A 22,237-nucleotide genomic window follows, 5' to 3' on the forward strand; every position below is an offset into this window, starting at 1 on the left:
CTTTTTATTATTCATCAAAATAGAATAATTCCTCAAATTTTTTATCAAGTGCTATACATATAATCAATGCTAATTTCGCCGTTGGATTAAATTGTCCTGTTTCAATAGAACTAATTGTATTTCGGGATACCCCAACCATTTCTGCTAATGCCGATTGCGAGAGTTTTTTTTCTGTTCTTGCACTCTTTAAATTATTTTTTAATACCAATTTATCATCCATTAGAATAACCCCATACAAAATTTATAAAAAAAGTAAACTGCCAATAGTAAAAATACAACACCGCAAATTATACTCCATTTCTTCTTAAGTTTAATCCCTTCATAGGTAAATCCCAATCCTGATGTACAAAACAAAATAGAAATTATATCTGCCGGAGACTCCATACAAAATAGTTTAATGAACATTATAATAATGCCTAAAACAGTAAGCCCCCAAAGAGAAAAAGCATCTCGTTTTGTACGCACACTCTTTTCACGTTCATCTCCATAAATATTTTCTTTTTTACTTCTAGCTAAAATTTCTTCCTTATTCATTGATATTCCCCTTTCTTAAATGCCAAGTTTTATTTACATTCATAATATACCACTACCAAGTTTACTTGTCAATTATTTTCCAAGTTTTCTTTGCATTAAATCAATGAATATAGAAGCAAGAGAAAATACTTACTTTCATAATTTTAAATTTTCTTAACTCTTTTAATTCAATAAGCTGAAATTTAGCGATTTCTTTTTCCGGTATTCTCTGTCCCACGGATTTCCTCATGATAGAAATAATCTACGATTACCGGATGTCCCTGCGGGACTCTGCCATAAGGCATTTCATTATCCACAAAGGCACAATCATACTTCTTAGCCATTTTCTCAGCTTTTACTTCAAGTGCTTCAAAGTAGCTGCGGTTATGCTTGTTATAGATCTCGTCGTAAAGTGGTACAAGATCAGGATATTTTCCGGCGATATAATCCATAATTGTCTTTTTGAAACCGCCTCGAAGATTGAGATTTTCGAGCCAGAACAGATCGCACTGATCCTTTACCCGCTCAAAGATTGCTTCAAAATCCGTGATACCGGGGAATACCGGGGATACGAAACAGACTGTACGGATACCTGCCTCATATACCTGCTTCATAGCAGCGATACGGTGCTCAATGCTCGAAGCAGAATCCATATCGTTCTTGAAATTTACATCTAGTGTGTTGATCGACCATGAAACGGTTACACGTCCAAGCTTCTTCAGCAGATCAATATCCCGTACCACAAGATCTGACTTTGTGCAGATCAGAATATCTGCGTCACTGCCGATCAGCTGCTCCAGAAGTTTTCTGGTATTCCCGAATTGCTCCTCCTGTGGATTGTAGCCATCTGTCACAGAACCGATGACCACCCGCTGTCCGGCATATTTCTTCGGATTTTTAATTTCCGGCCAATGCTTCACATCAAGGAAAGTGCCCCATTCCTCCTTGTGCCCGGTAAAGCGCTTCATAAAAGAAGCATAGCAATACTTGCAGGCATGTGTACAGCCCACATAGGGATTGACCGAGTAACCGCCTACCGGCAGACTAGACTTAGTCATGATGTTCTTTGTTTCCACCTCACGAATGAGGATTCCATTTATTACTTCTTCCATGATTTCTGTACCTCTAACACTTTATTAAATTCTTCCGGCATTTCCTGAATCATATTTTCATCCCCTATGATAGGGACAAGGTCTTCCTTCATAAACACCGGAATGCCGAGCTTATGTGCCTGGTTCGTCAGAGACCATGCCCATTCCGGCTCCGTATGAATCTTCCTGCTCTGAGCTCCGGTCATGGTGCCCACAACGATCCAATTGATTCCGGAAAGGTCAACTGTGCCGGGATCGTCGAATAACGGCTCAAAGGTAACATGGTAATGTTTTGCTCTAACGTTTTTCCGAAGGGCGTCGATACGCCACAGTTCTGCTTTCCTCGTCACCGTAATGCCAAACCATGCGTTTTCCAGATCGGTATCAAAATCCAGCAAATCAGGTCGCTTGGTAAGGAACAGGAACTGATGCTGTGGATTTTCACGGATCTTTGCAAATACCTCGTCTCTCCATTCCGGCTTCCATCCGGAGAGATCGCTCATCCCAGTAAGAAGAAAGTTCTGCGGACGTTTCTTTTCCATCATCTTGAGCTTACCCGGAAAGAATTCAGGGTCAGCGAAGTCATCAATCATATGCCAGCGTTTCACGTTGTTGCGGGCATAGCAATATGCACACCCCACTGTGCAGCCAATGACGATATTCATGTTCTGAATCTGATCTTTGATACAAATACTCATGACTTCTGCCACTCCTCAAGATTCTTTCTGATGCGGTCGAGGCATTCCTCAAACCGGGTAATTTCTTCCTCTGAAAAACCTTTGTAGTAAATACTGCCCATCTCATCAGATACAGAATCGTACTCGCCCTTTAAGGCATGTGCTTTCTCAGTCAGAAACAGGAGTGTTTTCCTTTTGTCCGTTTTAGACTGAACACGGCTTATCAGCCCTTGATTTTCCATTCTTTCCAGCATCGTAGTAAGAGATGTTATCGCTAATCCGCATTTAGTCGAGAGTGACCTGATTGAGATACCATCCTTCTGCCACAGCACATAAAGAATACGTCCCTGGGCTCCATTAAACGCATCAATATTCTTTTCACTGAGAATCTTCTCGAAAATCCGGTCTCCAAGCTGTTTTATTTTGGTGACAAGAAATCCTCCATTCATTTCCATACAAAAGCTCCTATATAGTAGTTTATTAAAAACATACTATATAGGAGCTTTATTGTCAAGAGTTTATATGTCTTAATAGGTAAATTCCGTTTTTTTCAATTCTCCAAACTGTGATTGTTCGATCTTTTCAAATACTAACGTCCTTAATTCTGTTCAATAATTGATTTATAGTAGTTACCAAAGTCAGCAAGTGAATTAACAATTGGAAGCATTTTTGTTCCGAGTTCCGTTAAGCCGTATTCAACTCTCGGTGGCTGCTCATGGTAATCGTGGCGATATGCCAGCCCATCACTCATCATTTGTCTTAAACTATCTGTCAAAACCTTTTGTGAAATACCATCTATACTTCGTTGTAGCTCATTGAATCTCCATGGACGCTCTTTCAAGTTACGCAAAATCAGCAGTTTCCATTTTCCTCCGATAAGAGATACTGCTGTTGCAACTGGGCATTCCGGTAATTCTTCTTTTGCTCGCATAATTCTCACCTCCGAGTCTATTGTAACACATTCATTTTTGAGTGTACAGTTACAAAAAGGTGCGTACTTGTTTTTGTATGTATCTCACACTATACTAATACCAAGCAACCAGAAACTACAAATTAACTATGGAGGTATTATTATGGCAAATTACACAAAAACAACTATTGGAAAGGAAAACCGAATTGAGCTACATGAAAAGTTGTCTTTAACAGGTGCAGAAATCAGTTTAAACGAACTACCTGCAGGAGCAAATGTCCCATTTGTTCATTCTCATAAAGAAAATGAAGAAATCTATGGAATTCTTTCAGGTAACGGCAAAGCCATAATTGATGGAGAAGAAATTAGCCTTTCAACTGGAGACTGGCTAAAAATCGCACCTGCTGCAAAGCGTCAGTTTTTTGCATCCGATATTTCTGGAATTACTTATATCTGCATTCAGGTAAAAGAAAATTCTCTGGAACATTTTACAGCAGAGGATGCCGTAATCGGCTAATTAAAAGTATTTATTTACAAAAATGCACAGTTCACGATAAGCTAAGAACTGTGCATTTCTTTTTTGTTCAATATTACGTTTTCTCAATTTTTCAAACAAGAATTTGTTTAACCTCTTAAATTCTTTTTCTTTACAAACATGGAAATTAACTCTGCTACAATTCCTAAGAGCAAATATCCCAACGCATATAAAATAAATGCCTTTTCTCCCATACTAAAGAACAGCCATGTCCCAAGCAAAAAGAATAGCGCTATGATAATTGGTAGTGTCCAAAATATTTTTATGTCCTTGCCGGCGTATGCTCCGGAGCAAATTGCATAAATAGGATTCACTGCAAAAAACAGAATGAAGCAAACTGCCATGCCGCCATCACCTTTTATGAATGTAACCGCAAGCCATGGAAACACCAACATAATTACTGCTGTCGCTAATATCATCTTAGTACGGTATCCTGTTCCATCTGGTGTAAGTTTTACTACACTTATTATAACTTCAAAAGCAAACGCCCAAACTGCTTTCTTATTAAAAAAACTTAGAAGAGACATTCTCCTCTAAGCCTTTATACTTTATCATAGAATACTTTTTACTTTTATATTTCCTCATGGTCACGATGCTTTTTTCGCTTAAATCCTACCTTTTGAACACAGGATATTACATGTAAAGATTTTACCCCCACTAAAGACTCTTACCTCACCTCATAAACAACCTTCACAAAAACGCCTCTTTTGTTACATCTATATGTAAAGAACTATCTGCTTTTTTACATTTAAAACACGCTATACCAAATTGTAAAGATTTTACTTTCAAATTTATTTATAAAAAAAGCTGTAAGATTCCACTATTAGAATTCTTACAGCTTTCATTCTCATCATGTCACATCCCTAAATTATAATTATTTATCTTGTAACACTCACACAAAAATCTATGGGTTATTTTCGGGTTATTTCTTCCACACAAATACCTTCCAAGTATTGATTTTACTGACTTTTTAAGGAGTTCTTCAAAGAGTGCCGTGGCAAACGAATAGTATTTTTATCATCTTGATTATATCCTTTCATAAACCTGTAATTATTGGTTTTCTGGCGCTTTCTTGATTTTCTGTTTTCACCCCGCTCTACGCATATCTACATAAATCTATATAAATTATCGGGCAAATGGTGTAAGAAAATCATCTTTTAGATATTTCAATATCGTTTTTTATTGCATAAATGATTTTTGGATCATTTATCCTATATAAAACTCCACCATTGTTCTTTACTCCTGTATTCACAACTAACCCAATATTCTCCATACCAACTACATAATTATTTGTGGAACTTCCTGTATTAGCTTGTATATTCAATTGATTTTTCGTAAATTCTATTGTATTTAATTTCATCAAATGTTTTATGTAACTATATATATCCATTGAATTTGACTTTGCCTTTGGATTGCGTGGATAATATTCATAAAAATTAAATCCTTTCACGAATTCCACTATACCAGCTTTTATTGCATTTTCAGAAATCTTATTGCTATTTGAATCCACTTCATATTGTTTTAAAAATATACAGTTTAAAACATGCCACAAATCTCTTGGATTTCCATTGGATAATCCAAAAATTTCATCAATACTTTCTCTTTGCACACTCTCCTCGAATATAAACTTATAATTTACTACTTTTCCATCACTAAATACTGACAATCGCTGGTTCAAAGCTTTTTCAAGCGACTCTATAGACCATGATAATAATGGGCAAAAATGTTTTTGTGTTCTAACTTCTGTCAAAATCCTTTTGAATGGAATTTCCCAAACACTAATAATAAGTTGAACATTTTGATTCTCGAGTATCTTATTATCTGATAATAACGGAATCAAGAATTTTGACACTGTTTCTGCATTGTTTTTCATTCTACCATCTTCATCAAACTTGTCGAATATAATAGTAATTCTGCTATATCCAATTTTTTTTAATATGTTACATAATTGGATAATCAAATTGTAGGATGCATCAATTCGTTCAAAATCTGTATCAATATCTAACTTAATTGTAGGCAAGAGATTTCTTATTTCATCCTCCTTAACAGGTGGAAGCAGAGTATAATAATTTCTCAAAGCATCATTTACTATATTAACTCCTGTAGTAAGCCCATAATTAAATATAAATCGAATCAAATTAATATATTTTTTTATTAATTTCCTGGTTTTTGATAATTGTATGGCTTCAATTTTCTGTGCCAATATAGTTTTCGTTGTCGAAGTGGTATATTGACTCAATATCATAGACAAAAAAATTCGTTCATTTCGATTTAACTTCTTAAGCTTTTTCGTATTGCCAATCAGATATTCAAAGAAACAGGCCCCCATGTTACGAATAATTAAATTATAGTATTCTTCTGTTTTTGGCTCTATATTTAACATAGAATAGTCATCAATCATACACAAAAAATGTTCTTTAGAATTCACCCCTCTTTGTAAATCAAAAAGAAGTGCAGTTTTTCCGATTCCCCTATTGCCCCTTACAATAATGCTCCTATTGCCTTCATAACTACCTTTTATTGAATCGTAATTATCTGCTCGGACAAACAATCTATCCGCATATTCTTGCTCATTCTCTGCAGTATATAAATTGAAAGGATAATTAACCAATCCAATACTCTTTAAAAAATCATTGAAACCTCTTTAATCCATGTAGTACCTTCTTTCTTTTGTCAATGAAAATATTGTTAATCCGTTATACACTCTTTGTATTACCTGCTAAAATTTTTCAATCACTTCAAAAATATATTTAGACTTTTCTTATTAGTCACTTTCCATCAACTTTTTCAATTCTTCTTTGCTGGGCAATACGGTTAGATATTTACTTGCAAATATCTGGCTATTATCCTCCGGCAAAGTCATTTCTACTACTGCATCATTTTTATTTTTGCATAACAGAATTCCAATTGTTGGATTTTCATCTTCCAATTTCACCTTTCGATCATAATAATTCACATACATCTGCATTTGGCCTATATCCTGATGCTTTAATCGTCCTATTTTTAAATCAAAGAGTACAAAGCAACGTAATAAACGATTAAAAAATACCAAATCCACTCTGTAATGCTCATCTTCAAAAGTGAATCTCACTTGTCTTCCAACAAAAGTAAATCCTCTTCCTAATTCCAAGAGGAACTCCTGTAAATGATCAATTATCTTTGTTTCCAAATCCGTCTCTGAATATTTTGCAAGTTCTGGCAAACCTGTAAACTCTAATACATATGGATCTTTCAATAAATCTTCGGGTTTCTCAATTATTTGTCCTTCTGTTGATAACCGCTCTACGCCCTCTTTGTCTCTGCTCAATGCTAACCGTTCATATAATGCACTATCATATTGTCTTCCCAGTTCTTTTACGCCCCATCCGTTCCTAACCGCCTCGATTTCATAAAAATGTCGTTCATCTATATTGCTAATCCGCATAAGTGATACATAATGTGAAAAACTCAGAAAAAATTTTCTTCCCTCTTGCGTTTCTGGTAAATTTTCAAATTGGGCAGACACCTTCTGCCCAATTTGGTCTTGAGAGTACACCATGTAAAATCTACGCATCAACTTCAAATTCTCTACAGAAAAACCTTTTCCTAAACTCTCTGTTAAACATTCTGACAACTCTTTAAGAATCGCTTTCCCATATTCGGCACGCTGTTTCCCATTCTGTTCTTCTTCTACAATCATACGTCCCACCTCATAATAGGAATAGACCATAGAAATATTCAATGCCATTTTTGCCTGTTTTCTGGCATTTTTTAAAACTTCTAATACTCTATCAAAAAAATTACCTTTCACCATATTTTCCATACAATATCCTTCCAGTTGAATTGGGTAGAAACTGTCTACCCAATTCATATCATAACAAAATATCCCTCAAAAATCTACAATAATGCAAATCTCATCTCATTCCCACTTTTCCTTGCCATATCAAGGCTCTAACCCAATTCAAAAATGGTGTGGTAGTGGTGTAGTAAGCGCCTTTCCCTGTCTTAAAACCATTGATTTTCCAGGCTTTTCCGGGACTTTTCAAGATACTGCCGTGGCATACGAAAAGTATTTTTATCATTTTATATACTTTATGCAGGCAGTCCCTGCTGCCGGGTGGCTTCCATCTCCGATGGAGGTGGTATGACATGAGTACATATGGGATACTTTCGTTGATGATTGCGTTTGGAGTACTTGATATTATGTTTATAGGTACAAAAAAATAGTCACCCGCCTACCACGGCAAATGTGACTATTTTTGAGTTAAGATTCTTTGGACGCCACTCACTGGAGTGAACTGCCTTTTTTGTACCTTTATTATAAGCCGATTTCAATTCATCTGTTAATCATGATTTTTCCGTGCTTTCCTGCGTTTTTCCTTTCATATATATTTAATTCTCTGGGAATGCCTTGCAGCATATTGTTGTGCCAGAAAAAGTTTTGTTTATCCAGGAGGATTTCCAAATAAATTTGGAGTGACATTAGCCGAATCAGCAGCGTTGCCGAAGGGATTTGGAGTCTTGCCAGATAATTTAGAAGGCTTACCGGACAAATTACAGGGTCATACCGGCCGCTCTGCGTACCGGCCTTATGGCCGGGGAGAAATGATTTCCTTAAATGGACCGGCTTATGGTATAATAAACCCATAATATGACAGTTCAAACATACGATGGCAATTCCAAGGTGTTTTATCAGACTAATAATAAAACGCAAAGATGGCGGAACGTGATTGCAGGAGGATAAATGGTTTATGGGAAAAGGATGGAAAAGAGAAGGGAAAGGGGGCTGGGTGCATACGTCTGTCACCATCTGCACATCGGCTTTCCTATGCGTGTCTGCAGCCTTCTGCGGGGGAGCGCTTCTGAGCGGCTGTGCAGGAACCGGCGGTAACAGTGTAAAAGCCCTGGAGCCCAAAACAGTCAGTTACAAGGCTGATGACTATGACAGCTGGAATGAACTGATGCAGGAGAACCAGATATCAGATTCCTTTCAAGAGGCACTGGAGCAATTTGCCTTTCAGAGCGCAAGCCGGGTCCTTGAGGAGAGCCATGGGAATGTCAATTATAGTCCCCTTAGCCTGTACTATGCGCTGGCCATGGCTGGATGCGGGGCAGAAGGTGGGACCGCTGCCCAGATAATGGACAGCCTTGGCGTGCAGGATCAGGTCCAGCTATCCGAGCAATGCAGAAAACTCTATCAATGGTTTTATTATGATAGGCAGTATCGGAAGAGCCGGATTCAAGAATACTATGAAGAAAATGACGGTTCCATCGAGCTGGCCAATTCCCTCTGGATTTCCAATCAGCTGAAACTGAAAAAGGATTACCGGGAAATGGCTGCCGCCCGGTTTTTTGCGTCCTCCTATCAGGTGGATTTCACCAGCCGCGAAGCCGGGCAGCAGATTGGAAACTGGATTTCCCAGGAGACAAACGGTGTGATGCAGCCTGAATTAAAGCTGCCTTCTGACACAATGATGGCGATTTTGAACACATTGTATTTTTATGGAGGCTGGAAGGATGCTTTTTCTGAGGTAGAGACAGCCGATGACAACTTTACAAAAACCGATGGCAGTCAGGTCTCCTGTCCTTTCATGAACCGTGTGGACAATTCCGGAAGGTTCATGAAAGGAGATGGCTGCACGGTGTCTGCCCTGGCCACAGGCAATGATTGCAGCATGGTATTCCTGCTGCCGGACCAGGGGCGCAGCGTGGAGGAGTTCCTTAACACGCCGGAGCGGCTGGAAACCTCGATGGACACGGATTACAGGAAATGGAAAAGCGGTAAGGTGACCTGGAAAGTGCCTAAATTCTCCTTTGGCAGTACACTCCAACTGGCCGGACTGCTGCAAGACATGGGCATGGAGAAAATGTTTGCTCCGGGAGCTGAGTTTGGAAAAATATCAGGGTCTCCCTTGTTTGTGACCGATGTAATACAGGAAACGCATATGGGGATTGACGAAGACGGTGTGGAAGGAGCCGCTTATACCATGATACTTTTAGAGGAAACAGGCATATTCATACCTGAAGGGAACCGGGAGGCGGATATGATTCTGAACCGCCCGTTTATCTATGGGATACAGGACAATAAAACCGGTACATGGCTGTTCCTGGGCGTGTGCCGCAATCCGGTGGACGGGCGATAGGATGAATTGGTATATGAGCTGATGTGCTGTAAACCTGCATATTGCAAAATATAGAAATACTGCAAATATATGAATATAGGATATACTGTAAAATATAAGATTAAATGGAGGACTATGATGAGATGTAGTAGAGTTGTAACAGCAATGCTGCTCGGTGCGGTATGTTCCGGTACGATTCCTTCCGCCCATGGAGAAAGCCTGGCATCCCATACAGTAATGTCCCAGGCGGTGACGCCCAATGCGGTAACAGCCCAGGCATCGGCAACCCATACAGCAATGCCACAGATGGCGGTATCCCAGGCAGCAACGGCCCAGGACACACAATCCCGGACCTATCCTGATACGGTGCGCTGGCTCACAGCCACCTATGCGGTCTGGAGTGTGCGCAATGGAGCGGACCTTTATACGCCGGGAGGAGGGACGCCGGATGATGCATTCTATGCACTGGTCATTAAAAGCGTCATGGAGCGGGATTGGGGAATCAGGGACCGCCAGTCTGCCCAGGCAATGATTTCATGGCTGGAGGAGGAGGGCCATAACCAAGCGCTTCTGAAGTACTATGAGGAGCATAATCTGGGGCAGTATGAGACAGATGTGGACCTGAACGCATCCTGGGACAGCGGCCAGGGGGAAATCTCTGATGGGGAAGCGGCCCGTCAGATGGCTGCATATATGGGATACAGGACATATGGGGCGTACGCTGCCTCGGGCTGGGACTATAGCCGCGCCCTGATGCTTTTAGGCCAGTGTTATGTGGGGGGATATTATACGTATGAGGAGGCCATGGACAAGTCCCTGGAACTGGGTAAAGAGCTTCAGTCCATGTTCACTTCCTGGGAGGATTTCATGCAGAGTTATATGTACGGATTCGTGTACTGGAGCAAATCAGACCCTACAAAACCGCAGTCCGAGTTTCAGTACCGCGCAGGCATTTATCAGTATCTGAACTCCCTGGAGGACGGTCCTTTTAAGATGGATTGGAACATGGAACTGAAAAAAGAGTGGTGATTATGGCCGGATCTGTGCTATACTTAATACAGAATATGGAAGGACAGCCCTTATATGCAGACATTAAACCAGGACATAAAGGACCACAGCTTTAAACCGGTGTACCTTCTGTTCGGCGAAGAGGCATTTTTGAAAAAGAGCTATAAGAACCGTTTAAAGGATGCCATCACGGACGGCGACACCATGAATTATAATTATTATGAGGGAAAGGGCATGAATGTGAACGAAATCATCGGCCTTTCCGATACCATGCCATTTTTTTCTGAAAAGCGGCTTATACTGATGGAGGACAGCGGGTTCTTCAAAGGCGGTGCCGGGGCGGATGAGATGACGCAGTACATGGAGCACATTCCTGAAACCACATGCCTTGTTTTTGTGGAATCAGAAGTGGATAAAAGGAGCAGACTATATAAGGCGGTTAAAAAGTATGGGTATGCGGCAGAACTGTCCCATCAGGATCCCGGCCAGCTGGCCAGATGGGCTGCCGGCATTCTTTCTAAAAACGGGAGGAAGATAACAGGGCGTACCATGGAGCTTTTCCTCAGCAAGACCGGGGATGATATGGAGAATATAAGTTCGGAGCTGGAAAAGCTTATCAGTTATACCTTGGGCCGCGATATTGTTACGGATGAGGATGTGGAGACAATCTGCACCACCCAGGTGACCAACAAGATATTTGACATGATCAGTGCCATCTCAGCCAGGCAGACAAGGAAGGCCATGGACCTGTACGAAGACCTGCTGACGCTGAAGGAGCCGCCCATGCGTATCCTTTTCCTGATAGCCAGGCAGTTTAACCAGATTCTTCAGGTGAAGGAACTGGTGGGAAAAGGAATGGATAAGGGGACCATTGCATCTAAGCTTAAGCTGCAGCCCTTTGTGGTGGGGAAAATCATGCTCCAGGCAAAGACATTTTCAAAAGAGCAGATCCTATCCTATGTGAACCTCTGTGTGGACGCAGAGGAAGGTGTGAAGACAGGTAAGCTCCAGGACAGGCTTGCCGTGGAACTTTTGATAACCAATCAATATTAATAAGAAGGATGAAGGCGATGGATATGATGGAGACAATTGAACTAAAGGATATTGAAAGCCAGGTAAAACAGGTGTTTAGGGAACTGCTTGAGGCTGCCCGTTTAAAACCTGGGCAGTTACTGGTTGTGGGCTGCTCCTCCAGCGAGATAGACAGCTTTAAGATTGGTTCCCACTCCAACGGGGATATCGGGATGGCTGTTTATACAGCCCTCAATGAGGAGTGCAGGCCTCTTGGGATTTATCTGGCGGCGCAGTGCTGTGAGCATCTTAACCGTGCGTTAATCCTGGAAGAGGAGGCGGCGCTTAAATATGGCTATGATCCGGTCAACGTGGTCCCCCAGCTCAAAGCAGGAGGTTCCTTTGCAACGGCAGCATATGCAACCCTGGAACACCCTGTGGCAGTGGAACACATAAAGGCGCATGCGGGGATTGACATCGGGGATACCCTTATCGGCATGCATTTAAAGGATGTGGCTGTGCCTGTGCGCATCCAGACCAAGGAAATCGGCAGCGCCCGCGTGGTATGCGCAAGAACCAGGCCTAAGTTCATCGGCGGCATAAGAGCCCGCTATGATGAGGAGAATATGTAGCAAAAACAATAACAAGGAGGAGTGGTTTATGGACAGAGCGATTACAATCAGCCGTCAGTACGGAAGCGGGGGAAGGGAGTTAGGGGAAAAGCTGGCAAAGAAGCTTGGGATTCCTTTCTATGACAAGGAATTGATTGCAATGATAGCCAAAGAGGGCAACATAGAACCATCCATACTGGAAGCAAATGATGAGGTGGAACCGGACCTGGACAACTATTCCACCCGCCTGATTGAGCCGGAATACCAGATTGCCATGACACAGCGCATTTATGCGGTTCAGGAGACAGTCATCAAATCATTGGCGGAAAAAGGCGCATGTGTGATTGTGGGCCGCTGTGCAGATGCCATACTTCCTGATGCAGTGAATATCTTCGTGTTTGCGGATATGGAGAGCCGCATCAAGCGGATCATGTCCCTTAATCCTGGTCTGTCCAGGGACGAGGCTGTGAACAGCATTGAGATTGTGGACAGAAGGCGTAAGGCATACCATGAGTATTATTCCCCGATTGAGTGGGGGAAAATGGATGCCTATGATATCTGTGTGAACAGTGGATTGATAGGCGTGGACGGTTGTCTGGATGCGGCCCTGGCCTACATAAGACATGTAAGGTAGCACATAATAACGCAGAACATGATAAAGCAGTAAATGATAAGTATATCTTAAAGCCCTGATAGCCGGCCATGTGATGGCTGTGTCCTCAGGGCCTCTTAAATTTATAATGGAATAAAAATGGATTAGATTCATATAAAAGCCAGGGATAACGCCATATCGGAAACCGTCCCTGGCTTTTGTGCCCTTCAAAGAGCTATTAATTCCCTCCGGGACCATCCCGCCGTGGTCTTGAGGATTCCGGAAGCGGTTCCACATAACCGCAGCTTTTTTTCTTTACATGGTCCGTGTCATTGGAACAGTCCCTGTTGGTTGCAGGGGCCGTATCTTTTTCCTGATGCATCGTTATCACCTCCTGTTTCGGATATTATGTCTGTTTGCGAAAAAGGCAGCTGTCAGCTGCCTTCTTTCACGATCTTTTCCAGAACCTGAATTAAATCCTGCAAGGTTTCCAGGTGCACATTGCGCTTCAATATGTCATTCTTCAGGTCAATGGAAAGACTTTCAAATTTGTCCCGTATTTTCGGGGAAACATAGGATGCCATTACTATCACCTCGGTGTTAGTATGCGGCAAAACCGGGACTTTATTCATTATCCCTATCCATTATTTTGGGTATCAGGAGCCAGCAGGCTGATGTTGTGGTTCAGACAGAACTCCACGTACCTGGGTTCCGGCAGCTTGTTGGTGCATATGGCATCGGCCAAACGGAGCGGTCCCATATTCAGCAGGGCTTTCACACCGAACTTGCTGTTGTCAACAATAAAATAATGTTGTACTGGTTTTTCCAGAACAGCCTGTTTTAGAGGCCGTTCCGATATGTAGCTGTGGGAAAATCCATGGGTCAGGCTTACTCCGGATGCTGCCATGAATGCCTTGGAAAAATTAAAATGGTTTAATATATCCGTGCCTGTTACTGGAGACAGGGAGTTGTTTTTGCGGTTCAGCTCCCCGGAACAGACCAGCAGGCTGATGTTCTCCATGGAGGTTGCCCTTAATATTATATCGAGGTTACTGGTAATGACGGTCAGATTTTTAAAAGATGCCATAAAATCCATTAGATGGCAGGTGGTGGAACCGCTGTCAATAAAAATGGTATCGTTATCCTGGATTAAAGAAGCAGCGGCCGCGCAGGCATCCCGTTTTTGTTCTTGATTAATGGTACTGCGTACGTGGAAGGGGATGATCTTGGCGGCGGAGTAGTTATACAGGATGCAGCCATAGGCCTTTTGTACACAGCCCATTTGCTCGAGGGTATTGATATCCCTGCGCAGTGTACTCATGCTGACACCGAATTTTTCGCATAATGTTTCTGGTGATACTTTCTGCTGGACCTTAATATATTCCTCCAGCTGCAAGAGACGTTCTTTTCCCATGATGCCTCCCTGTCCTTTTATCATTCGCTGTCACACAACACGATGTGGTGTCCGTTTTCTTCAATAATCTGCCTGAATTCCGGGGCCGGATTCCTGTCGGTGATAATATAGTCAATATCGCTTAAGGGACAGTAGGTCATAAGGGTAGAAACGCCGAACTTACTGCAGTCCGCCATAAGGAAAATCTGGTCGGCTTTGCGCACGGCTATCTTTTTGTTGGTAAATTCGGCAGAAAAGGAGTTAGTCGCCCCGTCGTTGATACTTAGCCCTGTACATGCCATGAATGCCTTGTGTATGTTTAACGATTCCAGGTATTTAAAATTTTCACCGTTAAAGGACAGGGTCCTGCGGTCCAGGATGCCGGGAAGATTAATCAGTGTTATTTCCGGCCGGTCCACGGCTGAATGGATGATGTGATAGCTGTTGGTTATGACAGTCACATGCATGCTGGAGGGGACATAGTCCAGGATGTACATGGTTGTGGTGCCGGAATCAATATATATGATATCATTTTCCTTGATGTATTCGGCTGCCTTTTTGCAAATCAGCTGTTTGGCTCGGCTTTGTGTCTGGTTCCGTTCCGTGAATGTGGGGAGGGAAGAAACTGGGGACTGGACCTTCACGCCTCCATAAACCTTCTTGATGGCTGAATCTGCTGTGATTTCGTTAATGTATCTGCGCACTGTATTCATGGAAACGTTAAATGTATCGCACAATTCTTTTAAGGAAACTGACTGGTGCAGGAGAATATATTCCTGCATTTCTTTTATTCGGTTATCTTTCATGGTTAAACCCCCTGCATTAGCTTTGAGTATATTATATCACTATTTATTAAAATCACAACAAAATATTACCAAAATGTACGCGGATTGAAAAACTTATGATTATATATGACAGAAAGTAACCGATATAATATGAAAATATAACCAAAAAATATTATATATTGGAAAAAAAGATTAAAACGCCATATCATAAAGATATCCAAGGTAATTAAAATATAGACAAAAACACTGTAAAACAGGAGGAGAGGGGGATGCATTTGTTGGAAAATCTGCAACTGTGATGAATAACATAATTAAAATGATTAAAATATACACATATAAATGTCGAATTTAAATCAAAAACTATTTAAAATAACAAAAATATACTTGAAAAATGATGAGATATGGTATATAATCTACTCAATAAAACCAAGATAACCAAAATATAATCAAAAGGAGAAGGCGTGTAATGGGAGATGTAAAGAAAATCTGTTATTATGTGAATGGGGAATTCAAAGAGTCGAAATCCGGTGAATACCGGGATGCGTTTGACCCAAGTACCGGAAGGGTGATAGCCAAAGTACCCTGCTGTACCAAAGAAGAGGTAGAAGAGGCTATTGCAAGTGCAAAGGCTGCATTTCCGGCGTGGTCATCCACACCTGTCCTAAAACGGGTGCAGATTCTATACAGGCTCAGGGACTTGCTGATTGAACACATGGATGAGCTGACACATCTGGTAGCCCTGGAAAATGGAAAAGCCTGGGAAGAGGCGAAAGGGGATGTACTCAAGGCAAAAGAAGGCACGGAGCAGGCCATTTCGGCCCCGTCCCTGATGATGGGGGAAAGCATGATGGATGCCTCGCTGGGATATGATACAGTGTTGTACAGGGAACCCCTTGGTGTATTTGCCGGGATTGTACCGTTTAATTTCCCGGCCATGATCCCCATGGGATGGATGACCCCTATGTGCATTGCCTGCGGCAATACTATTGTTTTAAAGGCGGCCAGCTTTACACCGCAGTCATGCATGCGTATTGCAAAGCTTTATAAAGAGGCAGGGCTGCCGGACGGCGTAATCAATATAGTTACATGTTCCAGACATGAAGCCGAGCTGTTCCTGGAGCACCCGGATATTAAGGGAATCACATTTGTAGGTTCAACATCCGTTGGAATGCACATATACTCCACGGCAGCGGCACATGGAAAAAGAGTGCAGGCCTTATGTGAAGCCAAGAATCATGCATTGGTGCTGGATGATGCGCCGGTTAAGAGGGTTGCGGCCGGAATCATTAATTCTGCGTTCGGATGTGCGGGAGAACGCTGCATGGCGCTTCCGGTAGTGGTGGTACAGGAAGGGATTGCGGACCGGCTGGTAGAGGAGATTGTAAACCAGGCAAGGAAGTTAACCGTAGGGCCTGCCTATGATAAGTCATTCAAGCTGGGGCCGGTTATCAATGAGGAACATAAAAAGTCCGTCATTGCGTGGATTGAGAAAGGGCTTGAGGAAGGGGCGGTCATGGCTTTGGACGGAAGGGATGTTACGGTTCCCGGATATGAACATGGATTTTATCTGGGGCCTACCATTCTGGACCATGTGAAACCGGGCATGAGCGTAGGCGATACGGAAATATTTGGACCTGTTCTGTGCATCAAGCGTGTGAAGACCTTCGAGGAAGGGCTTGAAATCATGAACAGTAACCCATTTGCAAATGGATCCGTTATATTCACACAGAACGGACATTATGCAAGGGAGTTTGCAAGGCACACAGATGGAGGAATGGTAGGCATCAATGTAGGAATCCCTGTTCCCGTGGGAATGTTCCCGTTTTCAGGCCATAAAAAGTCCTTTATCGGCGACCTGCACTGTCTTGGCAAGGACGGATTCCGGTTCTATACAGAAACAAAGGTGGTGACAACCCGATGGTTTGACGATGAACAGTCAAAATCAACCCATGTAACCACATGGGACGGGACAATCTAAAGGAAGGGGGAGGGATATGGCGTACATAAATTTTGATTCAACCAGGCCGTTTGATGTGATTCCTCTGGGGAGGATTGCAATTGATTTTAATCCCATTGATTATTTTAAACCGTGGAAGGAATGCAGTACATTTAAAAAATATGTGGGAGGTTCGCCTGCCAATATCGCGGTAGGGCTGAGCCGTTTGGGAAAAAAGGTGGGCTTTATCGGATGCGTGTCGGATGACCAGATGGGGGATTACTGTGTCAGCTATTTTCAGAAAGAGGGGATTGATACATCGCACATAGTCCGGGCCAGGAACGGTGAGTCCCTGGGGCTGGCCTTTACAGAGATATTGGACAAGGATACCTCAGGACTGATTATGTACAGGGATAATGTGGCTGATTTGAAACTGGAACCCCTGGATGTGGAGGAAAGTTATATTAAAGCAGCTAAAATACTGATTGTAAGCGGTACCGCGCTATCCGAGAGTCCATCCAGGGAAGCTGCATTAAAAGCAATGACTTATGCAAGAAAAAACGGGACTGTGGTTGTATTTGATATTGATTACAGGGCTTATACATGGAAGAACAAGGACGAGATTTCCATCTATTACACAGCCGCAGCCGCAATGGCGGATATCATCATGGGATCACGTGAGGAATACGATTTGACGGATGGATTGGTATATCAGGGGTTGGATGATATATCCACAGCCAAACGGTGGTTTGATGAAAATGCAAAAATCGTGGTAATCAAACATGGTAAACAGGGATCCGCTGCCTATGCCATGGATGGGAGGTCTTACAGTATTAAGCCGTTTCCTGTTACTGCCATAAAGAGCTTTGGAGGAGGAGACGGGTATGCAAGTGCGTTCATTTATGGCTTGCTGGAAGGGATGGAGATGATGGATTGCCTGGAACTGGGAAGCGCCTCAGCTTCCATGCTGGTGGCCAGCCATGGATGTTCGGATGATATGCCGGACATTGGGACGATACGCCGGTTTATTGCTGAGGAGAAGAAACTGTACGGTGAAATGATAGCCAGTGTATGAAGAAGGTAGAGCTATGTTATATAACTTAAAGGATATCATCCGGTTGGTGGATAAGGAGGACAGGGGAATTGCCGCGTTTAATGTGTTCGGATATGAAGATTCCCAGGCTGTGATTGAAGCAGCAGAATCCATTGGCCGCCCCGTAATCATCATGGCCAACAAGGATGCGGTAAATCATATGGGCGTGGAGCTGATAGGGGAAATCATGCTTCATGTGGGTGCCCAGGCCAAGGTACCGGTGGACGTGCATCTGGATCATGCCACGGATATGGAAGTGATAGAACGGGCAATCCGGAGCGGCTATACATCGGTTATGTTCGATGGTTCACAGCTGCCGTTTGATGAGAATGTGGAGAGGACCAGACATGTGGTGGAAATGGCCCATGCCATGGATATCAGTGTGGAAGCTGAAATAGGAGCAGTGGGATACAGTGACCCGGATATCCGGTTCAATGCCAGGTTTACGGAGCCTCAGGAGGCAAAACGGTTTGCGCAGCTGACCGGGGTGGATGCACTGGCAGTGGCGGTGGGGACCGTGCATCGGATGGAGATGCAGAAGGCGGAACTGCAGTTTGACCGTCTGCAGGAAATCGCAAAGCAGGTGGATATTCCGCTTGTGATTCACGGTTCTACCGGTGTGGCTGATGAAGATCTGGCAAAACTGGTCCGGTTTGGCGCCAGGAAAATTAATATTGGAACCGCGCTGCGCATGGAGTTTGGACAGACCCTGAGACGGCAATTTGCAGACGATCCAAAAGAATTTGACCGTATTAAGTTGTTTGGCCCGTGTATGGAAGCAGTAAAGGATAAAGCGGTACAGAAGATGGAACTGTTATAAAACAATATTACAGAAAAGAGGGCGGAAGCAGATGGGAGAAGCATTTACATTCAAAGGACGTGTGGCGGTTGTGACAGGGGCGGCCCAGGGCATTGGATTCCATTCGGCAAAAAAATTATGCGAGAATGGAATGAAGGTGGCGTTTGTGGATCTGAATGAAGAAAAGGTGAAACAAATGGCAGCCGCGGCAGCAGAGGCAGGCGGGGAAGCAGTGGGGATTGCATGTGATGTTTCAGATGAATCTTCAATTGAAGCCATGATTACCCAGGTGGCGGAACTTTTTGGCACAGTGGATGTGGTGGTTAACTGCGCAGGGATCCTAAGTTCCACTAAAATTCCGGACATAAAGAGATGTGATTGGGATAAAATGCTGGCAGTCAATTTATCAGGAACATTCTTTACCATTCAGAAGGCGTGGCCCTATCTGATAAAAAGCAGATGCGGCCGTGTCATCAATATTTCATCCACGGCCGGAAGGATGGGAGGAGTGGAAAACTCAATCAGCTATACTGCGTCAAAGGGCGGAGTGTGTGCCATAACAAAGGGAATTGCAAGAAAGATGGCTCCTTATGGGGTGACCGTCAACGCGGTCTGCCCGGGTCCGACAGCCACGGATATTGTGAAGACGTATACAGAGGATGAACTGAAAAACCTGAATTCCAAAATCATGCTGGGAAGGCTGGGGGAACCGGAAGAGATAGCGGCAGCTGTCTGCTTCCTGGCAAGTGAGGAAGCCGGCTATATTACGGCGGCCATGATTGATGTTAACGGTGGTTTTTATATTGGTTCATAGAAAAATGGAGGACATATGATGAAGAGAAAAATAGCGGGACTTTTATTGGCAGTGACAATGGCGGTTGGAATGACAGGATGTGCAGGAAGCAGCAATACGGGAACGGCGGCACCAGCGGGAAATCAAACGGAAGCGGCTGCCAAGGAGGAACCGTCGGCAAATCAGCCCAAGGAGGAATCAGGGGATACGATTAAAATCGGATTTTACGGTCCTTTGACAGGGGCATCCTCCGTGGTAGGCGTGGAAGGACAGAAAGCAGTGGAACTGGCTGTCAAGGAAGCAAATGAGGCAGGCGGTATAAATGGAAGGCAGCTGGAATTAATCAGTTATGATGATGCCCAGAATACGGAGACATCGGTCAAGGTTGTTACAAGGCTGGTTGAATCTGATAAGGTAACGGCAATCATAGGTTCCCATATCAGCGGTTCCATCCTGGCTACCGTTGACATTTCAGAAGCTGCAAAGGTGGTGCAGATTGGTTCCGGTACCAGCCCTATATGGACCAACATAGGACTGAAATACACCTTCAGGGGAACTGCGTGTTCGGATCAGTTTAATATCGACTGCTATAAATCCATGGAAACAATGGGGGCTACAAAGATTGCTACCCTGGCAGGCGAGACGGAATATGCCCAGACAGCAGCCGGTACCATCCATGACCTGGTCAAGGACGGAGGTAAGATGGAAGTGGTTGCGCAGGAGAACTTTACCACAGGAGATACGGACTTTTCCGGTCAGATTGTGAAAATCATAGCCGCGGGCGCGGATGGGGTTTATGTGGTAGGCGGTTCCGAGGATATGGGAAAGATTGTAAAACAGTTAAGGCAGAAAGGTTATGAAGGGTATATTTACGGCATTGAGCCATTTGGGGCGCCTGATGCGAAGAGCGTTGCAGGCGATGCCTTTGACAATATTGTTTTCTCATGCTGCTATTTTGTGCCTGATTCAGTGGAAGAGGCCAGTTCGGAAATTGAGAAGGAGTTCCTGGAAAAGTTCGTGGCTGAATTTGGCGCCCTGCCGACCTCCGAGGTTGCTTACAGGGATTATGATGGTACCAATATCCTGATTGAAGCCATGAGAAACGCCAAGACCCTGGACGGAGACGGCATCCGTGAGGCGATTCTTAGCATGAAGTATACGGGGATTGGCGGAAACTTTGATTTCTCGGCAGATAATGGGGAAGGACTGAGCACAGGTAATACATTTATCGCTGTGAAAGGAAAAATCCAGATGTTGGACGAATACCTGAAGAATAAGTAAAAGGCTCATAACTAACGGAAACTTGGCGTTACTAAGCTCGAAAAGACCTTGCCAAGTAACGCCAAGTACTTTCGCACATAAGCGCCTGAAGGACAGGCGCAAAGTGCTCAATGTATGGAAACTTGGCGTTACTAAGCTCGAAAAGACCTTGCCAAGTAATGCCAAATACTTTCGCACGTAAACGCCTGAAGGACAGGCGTAAAGTGCTCAATGCAAGGAGATAGGGTAATATGGTTGTTTCATTAATTATTAGTGCTTTGGTAATAGGGAGTGTATATGGTTTGATTGCGTTAGGATACAGCCTTATCTATTCAGCCTCCGGCCTGATGACGTTTACGCAGGGGGAACTTCTGATGTTAGGAGCATATCTGGGCCTGACCTTCTACAAATTCCTGGGATTTCCCTTTATTGTGGCTTTGATTCTTACGCTGATCATCATGTTTGTGTTCGGATTAATGATAGAGCGTTTCCTGATCCGTGTCTTACTGAATAAGAAAGCATCCCCCATCTATGTAGTCCTGTCCACGATTGCGCTGAGTATTGTCCTCATGAACATGGCGCAGCAGATTTGGGGGAGCCTTACGCTTCAATTCCCGTCAATATTCTCAGTGGTTACGGTGGATGTTCTTGGTTCGGCTATCCAGCCTGAGTCATTCCTTGTGATGATTGTAGGGCTGATCAGCATGGTCACCATGCATATATTCATGACAAAGATGAAATTTGGAACCTCTATGAGGGCTGCGGCCATGAATCCGCTAGCCGCATCATGCGTTGGCATAAATGTGGGAAGGACAACGGGCATAACATGGGCCATGGCGGCAGCTCTGGCGGGATTGGCCGGAATCCTTCTGGGCCCTGTCCAGGGTGTCAGCCTTGGTATGGGGACCATGATTGGATTGAAGGGATTTGCGGCAGCAGTCATAGGCGGTTATGGAAACATGTACGGAGCTATCCTGGGAGGACTGATCATAGGCTTTTGCGAAACCTTTACAGCCGCTTATATCACTTCCAGCTACAAAGATTTTATTGTTTTCTTCCTGCTTATCCTGGTTATGATTTTCATGCCCAGAGGAATCTTCAAGGCAAAGGTTTATGATAGATAGTTTGG

Annotated in this window: 25 protein-coding genes; 12 read left to right on the forward strand and 13 right to left on the reverse strand. The window is 43.3% G+C overall.

Annotation, left to right across the window (positions count from 1 at the left end):
- Positions 1 to 7: 7 nt before the first annotated feature.
- The 6 genes from DWX59_RS10915 to DWX59_RS10940 form a co-directional block, all read right to left on the reverse strand.
- Entirely contained in the window at positions 8 to 220 is a 213-nt protein-coding gene (locus DWX59_RS10915; protein ID WP_117558961.1) for a helix-turn-helix transcriptional regulator, read from the reverse strand.
- On the reverse strand, positions 220 to 534 hold the full coding sequence (locus tag DWX59_RS10920) for a DUF6442 family protein (protein WP_111918945.1): 315 nt from the start codon (positions 532 to 534) through the stop codon (positions 220 to 222). The genes DWX59_RS10915 and DWX59_RS10920 overlap by 1 nt, the downstream gene beginning before the upstream one ends.
- Before the next feature lie 182 nt (positions 535 to 716).
- Complete coding sequence (locus DWX59_RS10925; protein ID WP_117558963.1) at positions 717 to 1,625, reverse strand: radical SAM mobile pair protein B; 909 nt, start codon at positions 1,623 to 1,625, stop codon at positions 717 to 719.
- Positions 1,613 to 2,302: a radical SAM mobile pair protein A gene (locus tag DWX59_RS10930; protein WP_055170004.1), complete on the reverse strand. Its 690-nt coding sequence runs from the start codon at positions 2,300 to 2,302 to the stop codon at positions 1,613 to 1,615. The genes DWX59_RS10925 and DWX59_RS10930 overlap by 13 nt, the downstream gene beginning before the upstream one ends.
- Positions 2,299 to 2,736 carry a radical SAM mobile pair system MarR family transcriptional regulator gene (locus DWX59_RS10935; protein WP_117558965.1) on the reverse strand — a complete coding sequence of 146 codons (438 nt, stop codon included), beginning with the start codon at positions 2,734 to 2,736 and terminating at the stop codon, positions 2,299 to 2,301. The genes DWX59_RS10930 and DWX59_RS10935 overlap by 4 nt, the downstream gene beginning before the upstream one ends.
- Before the next feature lie 143 nt (positions 2,737 to 2,879).
- Positions 2,880 to 3,212: a winged helix-turn-helix transcriptional regulator gene (locus DWX59_RS10940; protein WP_008373705.1), complete on the reverse strand. Its 333-nt coding sequence runs from the start codon at positions 3,210 to 3,212 to the stop codon at positions 2,880 to 2,882.
- A gap of 142 nt (positions 3,213 to 3,354) precedes the next feature.
- Between DWX59_RS10940 and DWX59_RS10945 the strand changes: the two genes are divergently transcribed.
- A complete protein-coding gene (locus tag DWX59_RS10945) occupies positions 3,355 to 3,708 on the forward strand; it encodes a cupin domain-containing protein (protein WP_004614173.1) in 354 nt (117 codons plus the stop codon).
- A 107-nt stretch (positions 3,709 to 3,815) separates the two neighbouring features.
- On the opposite strand, the gene DWX59_RS10950 is transcribed toward DWX59_RS10945, so the two are convergent.
- The 3 genes from DWX59_RS10950 to DWX59_RS10960 form a co-directional block, all read right to left on the reverse strand.
- Complete coding sequence (locus DWX59_RS10950; protein ID WP_270416974.1) at positions 3,816 to 4,253, reverse strand: DUF2651 family protein; 438 nt, start codon at positions 4,251 to 4,253, stop codon at positions 3,816 to 3,818.
- A 623-nt stretch (positions 4,254 to 4,876) separates the two neighbouring features.
- On the reverse strand, positions 4,877 to 6,337 hold the full coding sequence (locus DWX59_RS10955) for an anti-phage protein (RefSeq protein ID WP_117558967.1): 1,461 nt from the start codon (positions 6,335 to 6,337) through the stop codon (positions 4,877 to 4,879).
- Positions 6,338 to 6,490: 153 nt separating this feature from the next.
- Complete coding sequence (locus tag DWX59_RS10960; RefSeq protein WP_117558969.1) at positions 6,491 to 7,528, reverse strand: PDDEXK nuclease domain-containing protein; 1,038 nt, start codon at positions 7,526 to 7,528, stop codon at positions 6,491 to 6,493.
- Positions 7,529 to 8,456: 928 nt separating this feature from the next.
- On the opposite strand from DWX59_RS10960, the gene DWX59_RS10970 reads away from it, so the two are divergent.
- The 5 genes from DWX59_RS10970 to DWX59_RS10990 all read left to right on the forward strand — a co-directional run bounded on the left by DWX59_RS10970 (position 8,457) and on the right by DWX59_RS10990 (position 13,091).
- Entirely contained in the window at positions 8,457 to 9,848 is a 1,392-nt protein-coding gene (locus tag DWX59_RS10970) for a serpin family protein (RefSeq protein WP_117558973.1), read from the forward strand.
- A gap of 114 nt (positions 9,849 to 9,962) precedes the next feature.
- A complete protein-coding gene (locus DWX59_RS10975; RefSeq protein WP_166460199.1) occupies positions 9,963 to 10,856 on the forward strand; it encodes a DUF1266 domain-containing protein in 894 nt (297 codons plus the stop codon).
- A gap of 54 nt (positions 10,857 to 10,910) precedes the next feature.
- Positions 10,911 to 11,888 (forward strand): DNA polymerase III subunit delta, encoded by a 978-nt coding sequence (gene holA, locus DWX59_RS10980; protein ID WP_117558977.1) that lies wholly within the window; start codon positions 10,911 to 10,913, stop codon positions 11,886 to 11,888.
- 17 nt (positions 11,889 to 11,905) lie between these two features.
- Positions 11,906 to 12,478, forward strand: coding sequence for a TIGR01440 family protein (locus DWX59_RS10985; protein ID WP_207660422.1), 573 nt, complete (start codon positions 11,906 to 11,908; stop codon positions 12,476 to 12,478).
- Between the two features lie 28 nt (positions 12,479 to 12,506).
- The gene (locus tag DWX59_RS10990; RefSeq protein WP_117558981.1) at positions 12,507 to 13,091 is read left to right on the forward strand and encodes a cytidylate kinase-like family protein; all 585 of its coding nucleotides are present in this window, start codon (positions 12,507 to 12,509) and stop codon (positions 13,089 to 13,091) included.
- Positions 13,092 to 13,287: 196 nt separating this feature from the next.
- On the opposite strand, the gene DWX59_RS28695 is transcribed toward DWX59_RS10990, so the two are convergent.
- The 4 genes from DWX59_RS28695 to DWX59_RS11005 are packed head-to-tail and all read right to left on the reverse strand — an operon-like array spanning position 13,288 to position 15,248.
- On the reverse strand, positions 13,288 to 13,431 hold the full coding sequence (locus tag DWX59_RS28695) for a hypothetical protein (protein WP_165642949.1): 144 nt from the start codon (positions 13,429 to 13,431) through the stop codon (positions 13,288 to 13,290).
- A gap of 52 nt (positions 13,432 to 13,483) precedes the next feature.
- Entirely contained in the window at positions 13,484 to 13,633 is a 150-nt protein-coding gene (locus tag DWX59_RS10995; protein WP_034576109.1) for a hypothetical protein, read from the reverse strand.
- A gap of 53 nt (positions 13,634 to 13,686) precedes the next feature.
- Positions 13,687 to 14,463 (reverse strand): DeoR/GlpR family DNA-binding transcription regulator, encoded by a 777-nt coding sequence (locus tag DWX59_RS11000; protein WP_165642950.1) that lies wholly within the window; start codon positions 14,461 to 14,463, stop codon positions 13,687 to 13,689.
- A 20-nt stretch (positions 14,464 to 14,483) separates the two neighbouring features.
- Positions 14,484 to 15,248 carry a DeoR/GlpR family DNA-binding transcription regulator gene (locus DWX59_RS11005; protein ID WP_117558985.1) on the reverse strand — a complete coding sequence of 255 codons (765 nt, stop codon included), beginning with the start codon at positions 15,246 to 15,248 and terminating at the stop codon, positions 14,484 to 14,486.
- A 445-nt stretch (positions 15,249 to 15,693) separates the two neighbouring features.
- On the opposite strand from DWX59_RS11005, the gene DWX59_RS11010 reads away from it, so the two are divergent.
- The 6 genes from DWX59_RS11010 to DWX59_RS11035 all read left to right on the forward strand — a co-directional run bounded on the left by DWX59_RS11010 (position 15,694) and on the right by DWX59_RS11035 (position 22,232).
- Entirely contained in the window at positions 15,694 to 17,205 is a 1,512-nt protein-coding gene (locus DWX59_RS11010) for a CoA-acylating methylmalonate-semialdehyde dehydrogenase (RefSeq protein ID WP_117558987.1), read from the forward strand.
- A gap of 16 nt (positions 17,206 to 17,221) precedes the next feature.
- Positions 17,222 to 18,238 (forward strand): 5-dehydro-2-deoxygluconokinase, encoded by a 1,017-nt coding sequence (iolC, locus tag DWX59_RS11015; protein WP_117558989.1) that lies wholly within the window; start codon positions 17,222 to 17,224, stop codon positions 18,236 to 18,238.
- A gap of 13 nt (positions 18,239 to 18,251) precedes the next feature.
- A complete protein-coding gene (locus tag DWX59_RS11020) occupies positions 18,252 to 19,076 on the forward strand; it encodes a class II fructose-bisphosphate aldolase (protein WP_117558991.1) in 825 nt (274 codons plus the stop codon).
- Positions 19,077 to 19,107: 31 nt separating this feature from the next.
- Positions 19,108 to 19,869, forward strand: coding sequence for an SDR family NAD(P)-dependent oxidoreductase (locus DWX59_RS11025; protein ID WP_117558993.1), 762 nt, complete (start codon positions 19,108 to 19,110; stop codon positions 19,867 to 19,869).
- Positions 19,870 to 19,884: 15 nt separating this feature from the next.
- Positions 19,885 to 21,129, forward strand: coding sequence for an ABC transporter substrate-binding protein (locus DWX59_RS11030; RefSeq protein ID WP_117558995.1), 1,245 nt, complete (start codon positions 19,885 to 19,887; stop codon positions 21,127 to 21,129).
- 230 nt (positions 21,130 to 21,359) lie between these two features.
- Positions 21,360 to 22,232 (forward strand): branched-chain amino acid ABC transporter permease, encoded by an 873-nt coding sequence (locus DWX59_RS11035; RefSeq protein WP_117558997.1) that lies wholly within the window; start codon positions 21,360 to 21,362, stop codon positions 22,230 to 22,232.
- Positions 22,233 to 22,237 lie beyond the last annotated feature (5 nt).

This window comes from Enterocloster aldenensis, from assembly GCF_003434055.1.
GTDB lineage: Bacteria > Bacillota > Clostridia > Lachnospirales > Lachnospiraceae > Enterocloster > Enterocloster aldenensis.

Bases quoted from the DNA above. Each gene is read 5' to 3' on its own strand.
- DWX59_RS11035 (WP_117558997.1), top strand. From the start codon at position 21,360: ATGGTTGTTTCATTAATTATTAGTGCTTTGGTAATAGGGAGTGTATAT.
- DWX59_RS10960 (WP_117558969.1), bottom strand. From the start codon at position 7,528: ATGGAAAATATGGTGAAAGGTAATTTTTTTGATAGAGTATTAGAAGTT.
- DWX59_RS11030 (WP_117558995.1), top strand. From the start codon at position 19,885: ATGATGAAGAGAAAAATAGCGGGACTTTTATTGGCAGTGACAATGGCG.
- DWX59_RS11005 (WP_117558985.1), bottom strand. From the start codon at position 15,248: ATGAAAGATAACCGAATAAAAGAAATGCAGGAATATATTCTCCTGCAC.
- DWX59_RS10915 (WP_117558961.1), bottom strand. From the start codon at position 220: ATGGATGATAAATTGGTATTAAAAAATAATTTAAAGAGTGCAAGAACA.
- DWX59_RS10975 (WP_166460199.1), top strand. From the start codon at position 9,963: ATGATGAGATGTAGTAGAGTTGTAACAGCAATGCTGCTCGGTGCGGTA.
- holA (WP_117558977.1), top strand. From the start codon at position 10,911: ATGCAGACATTAAACCAGGACATAAAGGACCACAGCTTTAAACCGGTG.
- DWX59_RS11000 (WP_165642950.1), bottom strand. From the start codon at position 14,463: ATGGGAAAAGAACGTCTCTTGCAGCTGGAGGAATATATTAAGGTCCAG.
- DWX59_RS11010 (WP_117558987.1), top strand. From the start codon at position 15,694: ATGGGAGATGTAAAGAAAATCTGTTATTATGTGAATGGGGAATTCAAA.
- DWX59_RS10950 (WP_270416974.1), bottom strand. From the start codon at position 4,253: ATGTCTCTTCTAAGTTTTTTTAATAAGAAAGCAGTTTGGGCGTTTGCT.
- DWX59_RS10940 (WP_008373705.1), bottom strand. From the start codon at position 3,212: ATGCGAGCAAAAGAAGAATTACCGGAATGCCCAGTTGCAACAGCAGTA.
- iolC (WP_117558989.1), top strand. From the start codon at position 17,222: ATGGCGTACATAAATTTTGATTCAACCAGGCCGTTTGATGTGATTCCT.
- DWX59_RS11020 (WP_117558991.1), top strand. From the start codon at position 18,252: ATGTTATATAACTTAAAGGATATCATCCGGTTGGTGGATAAGGAGGAC.
- DWX59_RS10925 (WP_117558963.1), bottom strand. From the start codon at position 1,625: ATGGAAGAAGTAATAAATGGAATCCTCATTCGTGAGGTGGAAACAAAG.
- DWX59_RS10920 (WP_111918945.1), bottom strand. From the start codon at position 534: ATGAATAAGGAAGAAATTTTAGCTAGAAGTAAAAAAGAAAATATTTAT.
- DWX59_RS10935 (WP_117558965.1), bottom strand. From the start codon at position 2,736: ATGGAAATGAATGGAGGATTTCTTGTCACCAAAATAAAACAGCTTGGA.
- DWX59_RS10990 (WP_117558981.1), top strand. From the start codon at position 12,507: ATGGACAGAGCGATTACAATCAGCCGTCAGTACGGAAGCGGGGGAAGG.
- DWX59_RS28695 (WP_165642949.1), bottom strand. From the start codon at position 13,431: ATGCATCAGGAAAAAGATACGGCCCCTGCAACCAACAGGGACTGTTCC.
- DWX59_RS10930 (WP_055170004.1), bottom strand. From the start codon at position 2,302: ATGAGTATTTGTATCAAAGATCAGATTCAGAACATGAATATCGTCATT.
- DWX59_RS10985 (WP_207660422.1), top strand. From the start codon at position 11,906: ATGGATATGATGGAGACAATTGAACTAAAGGATATTGAAAGCCAGGTA.
- DWX59_RS10970 (WP_117558973.1), top strand. From the start codon at position 8,457: ATGGGAAAAGGATGGAAAAGAGAAGGGAAAGGGGGCTGGGTGCATACG.
- DWX59_RS10945 (WP_004614173.1), top strand. From the start codon at position 3,355: ATGGCAAATTACACAAAAACAACTATTGGAAAGGAAAACCGAATTGAG.
- DWX59_RS10995 (WP_034576109.1), bottom strand. From the start codon at position 13,633: ATGGCATCCTATGTTTCCCCGAAAATACGGGACAAATTTGAAAGTCTT.
- DWX59_RS11025 (WP_117558993.1), top strand. From the start codon at position 19,108: ATGGGAGAAGCATTTACATTCAAAGGACGTGTGGCGGTTGTGACAGGG.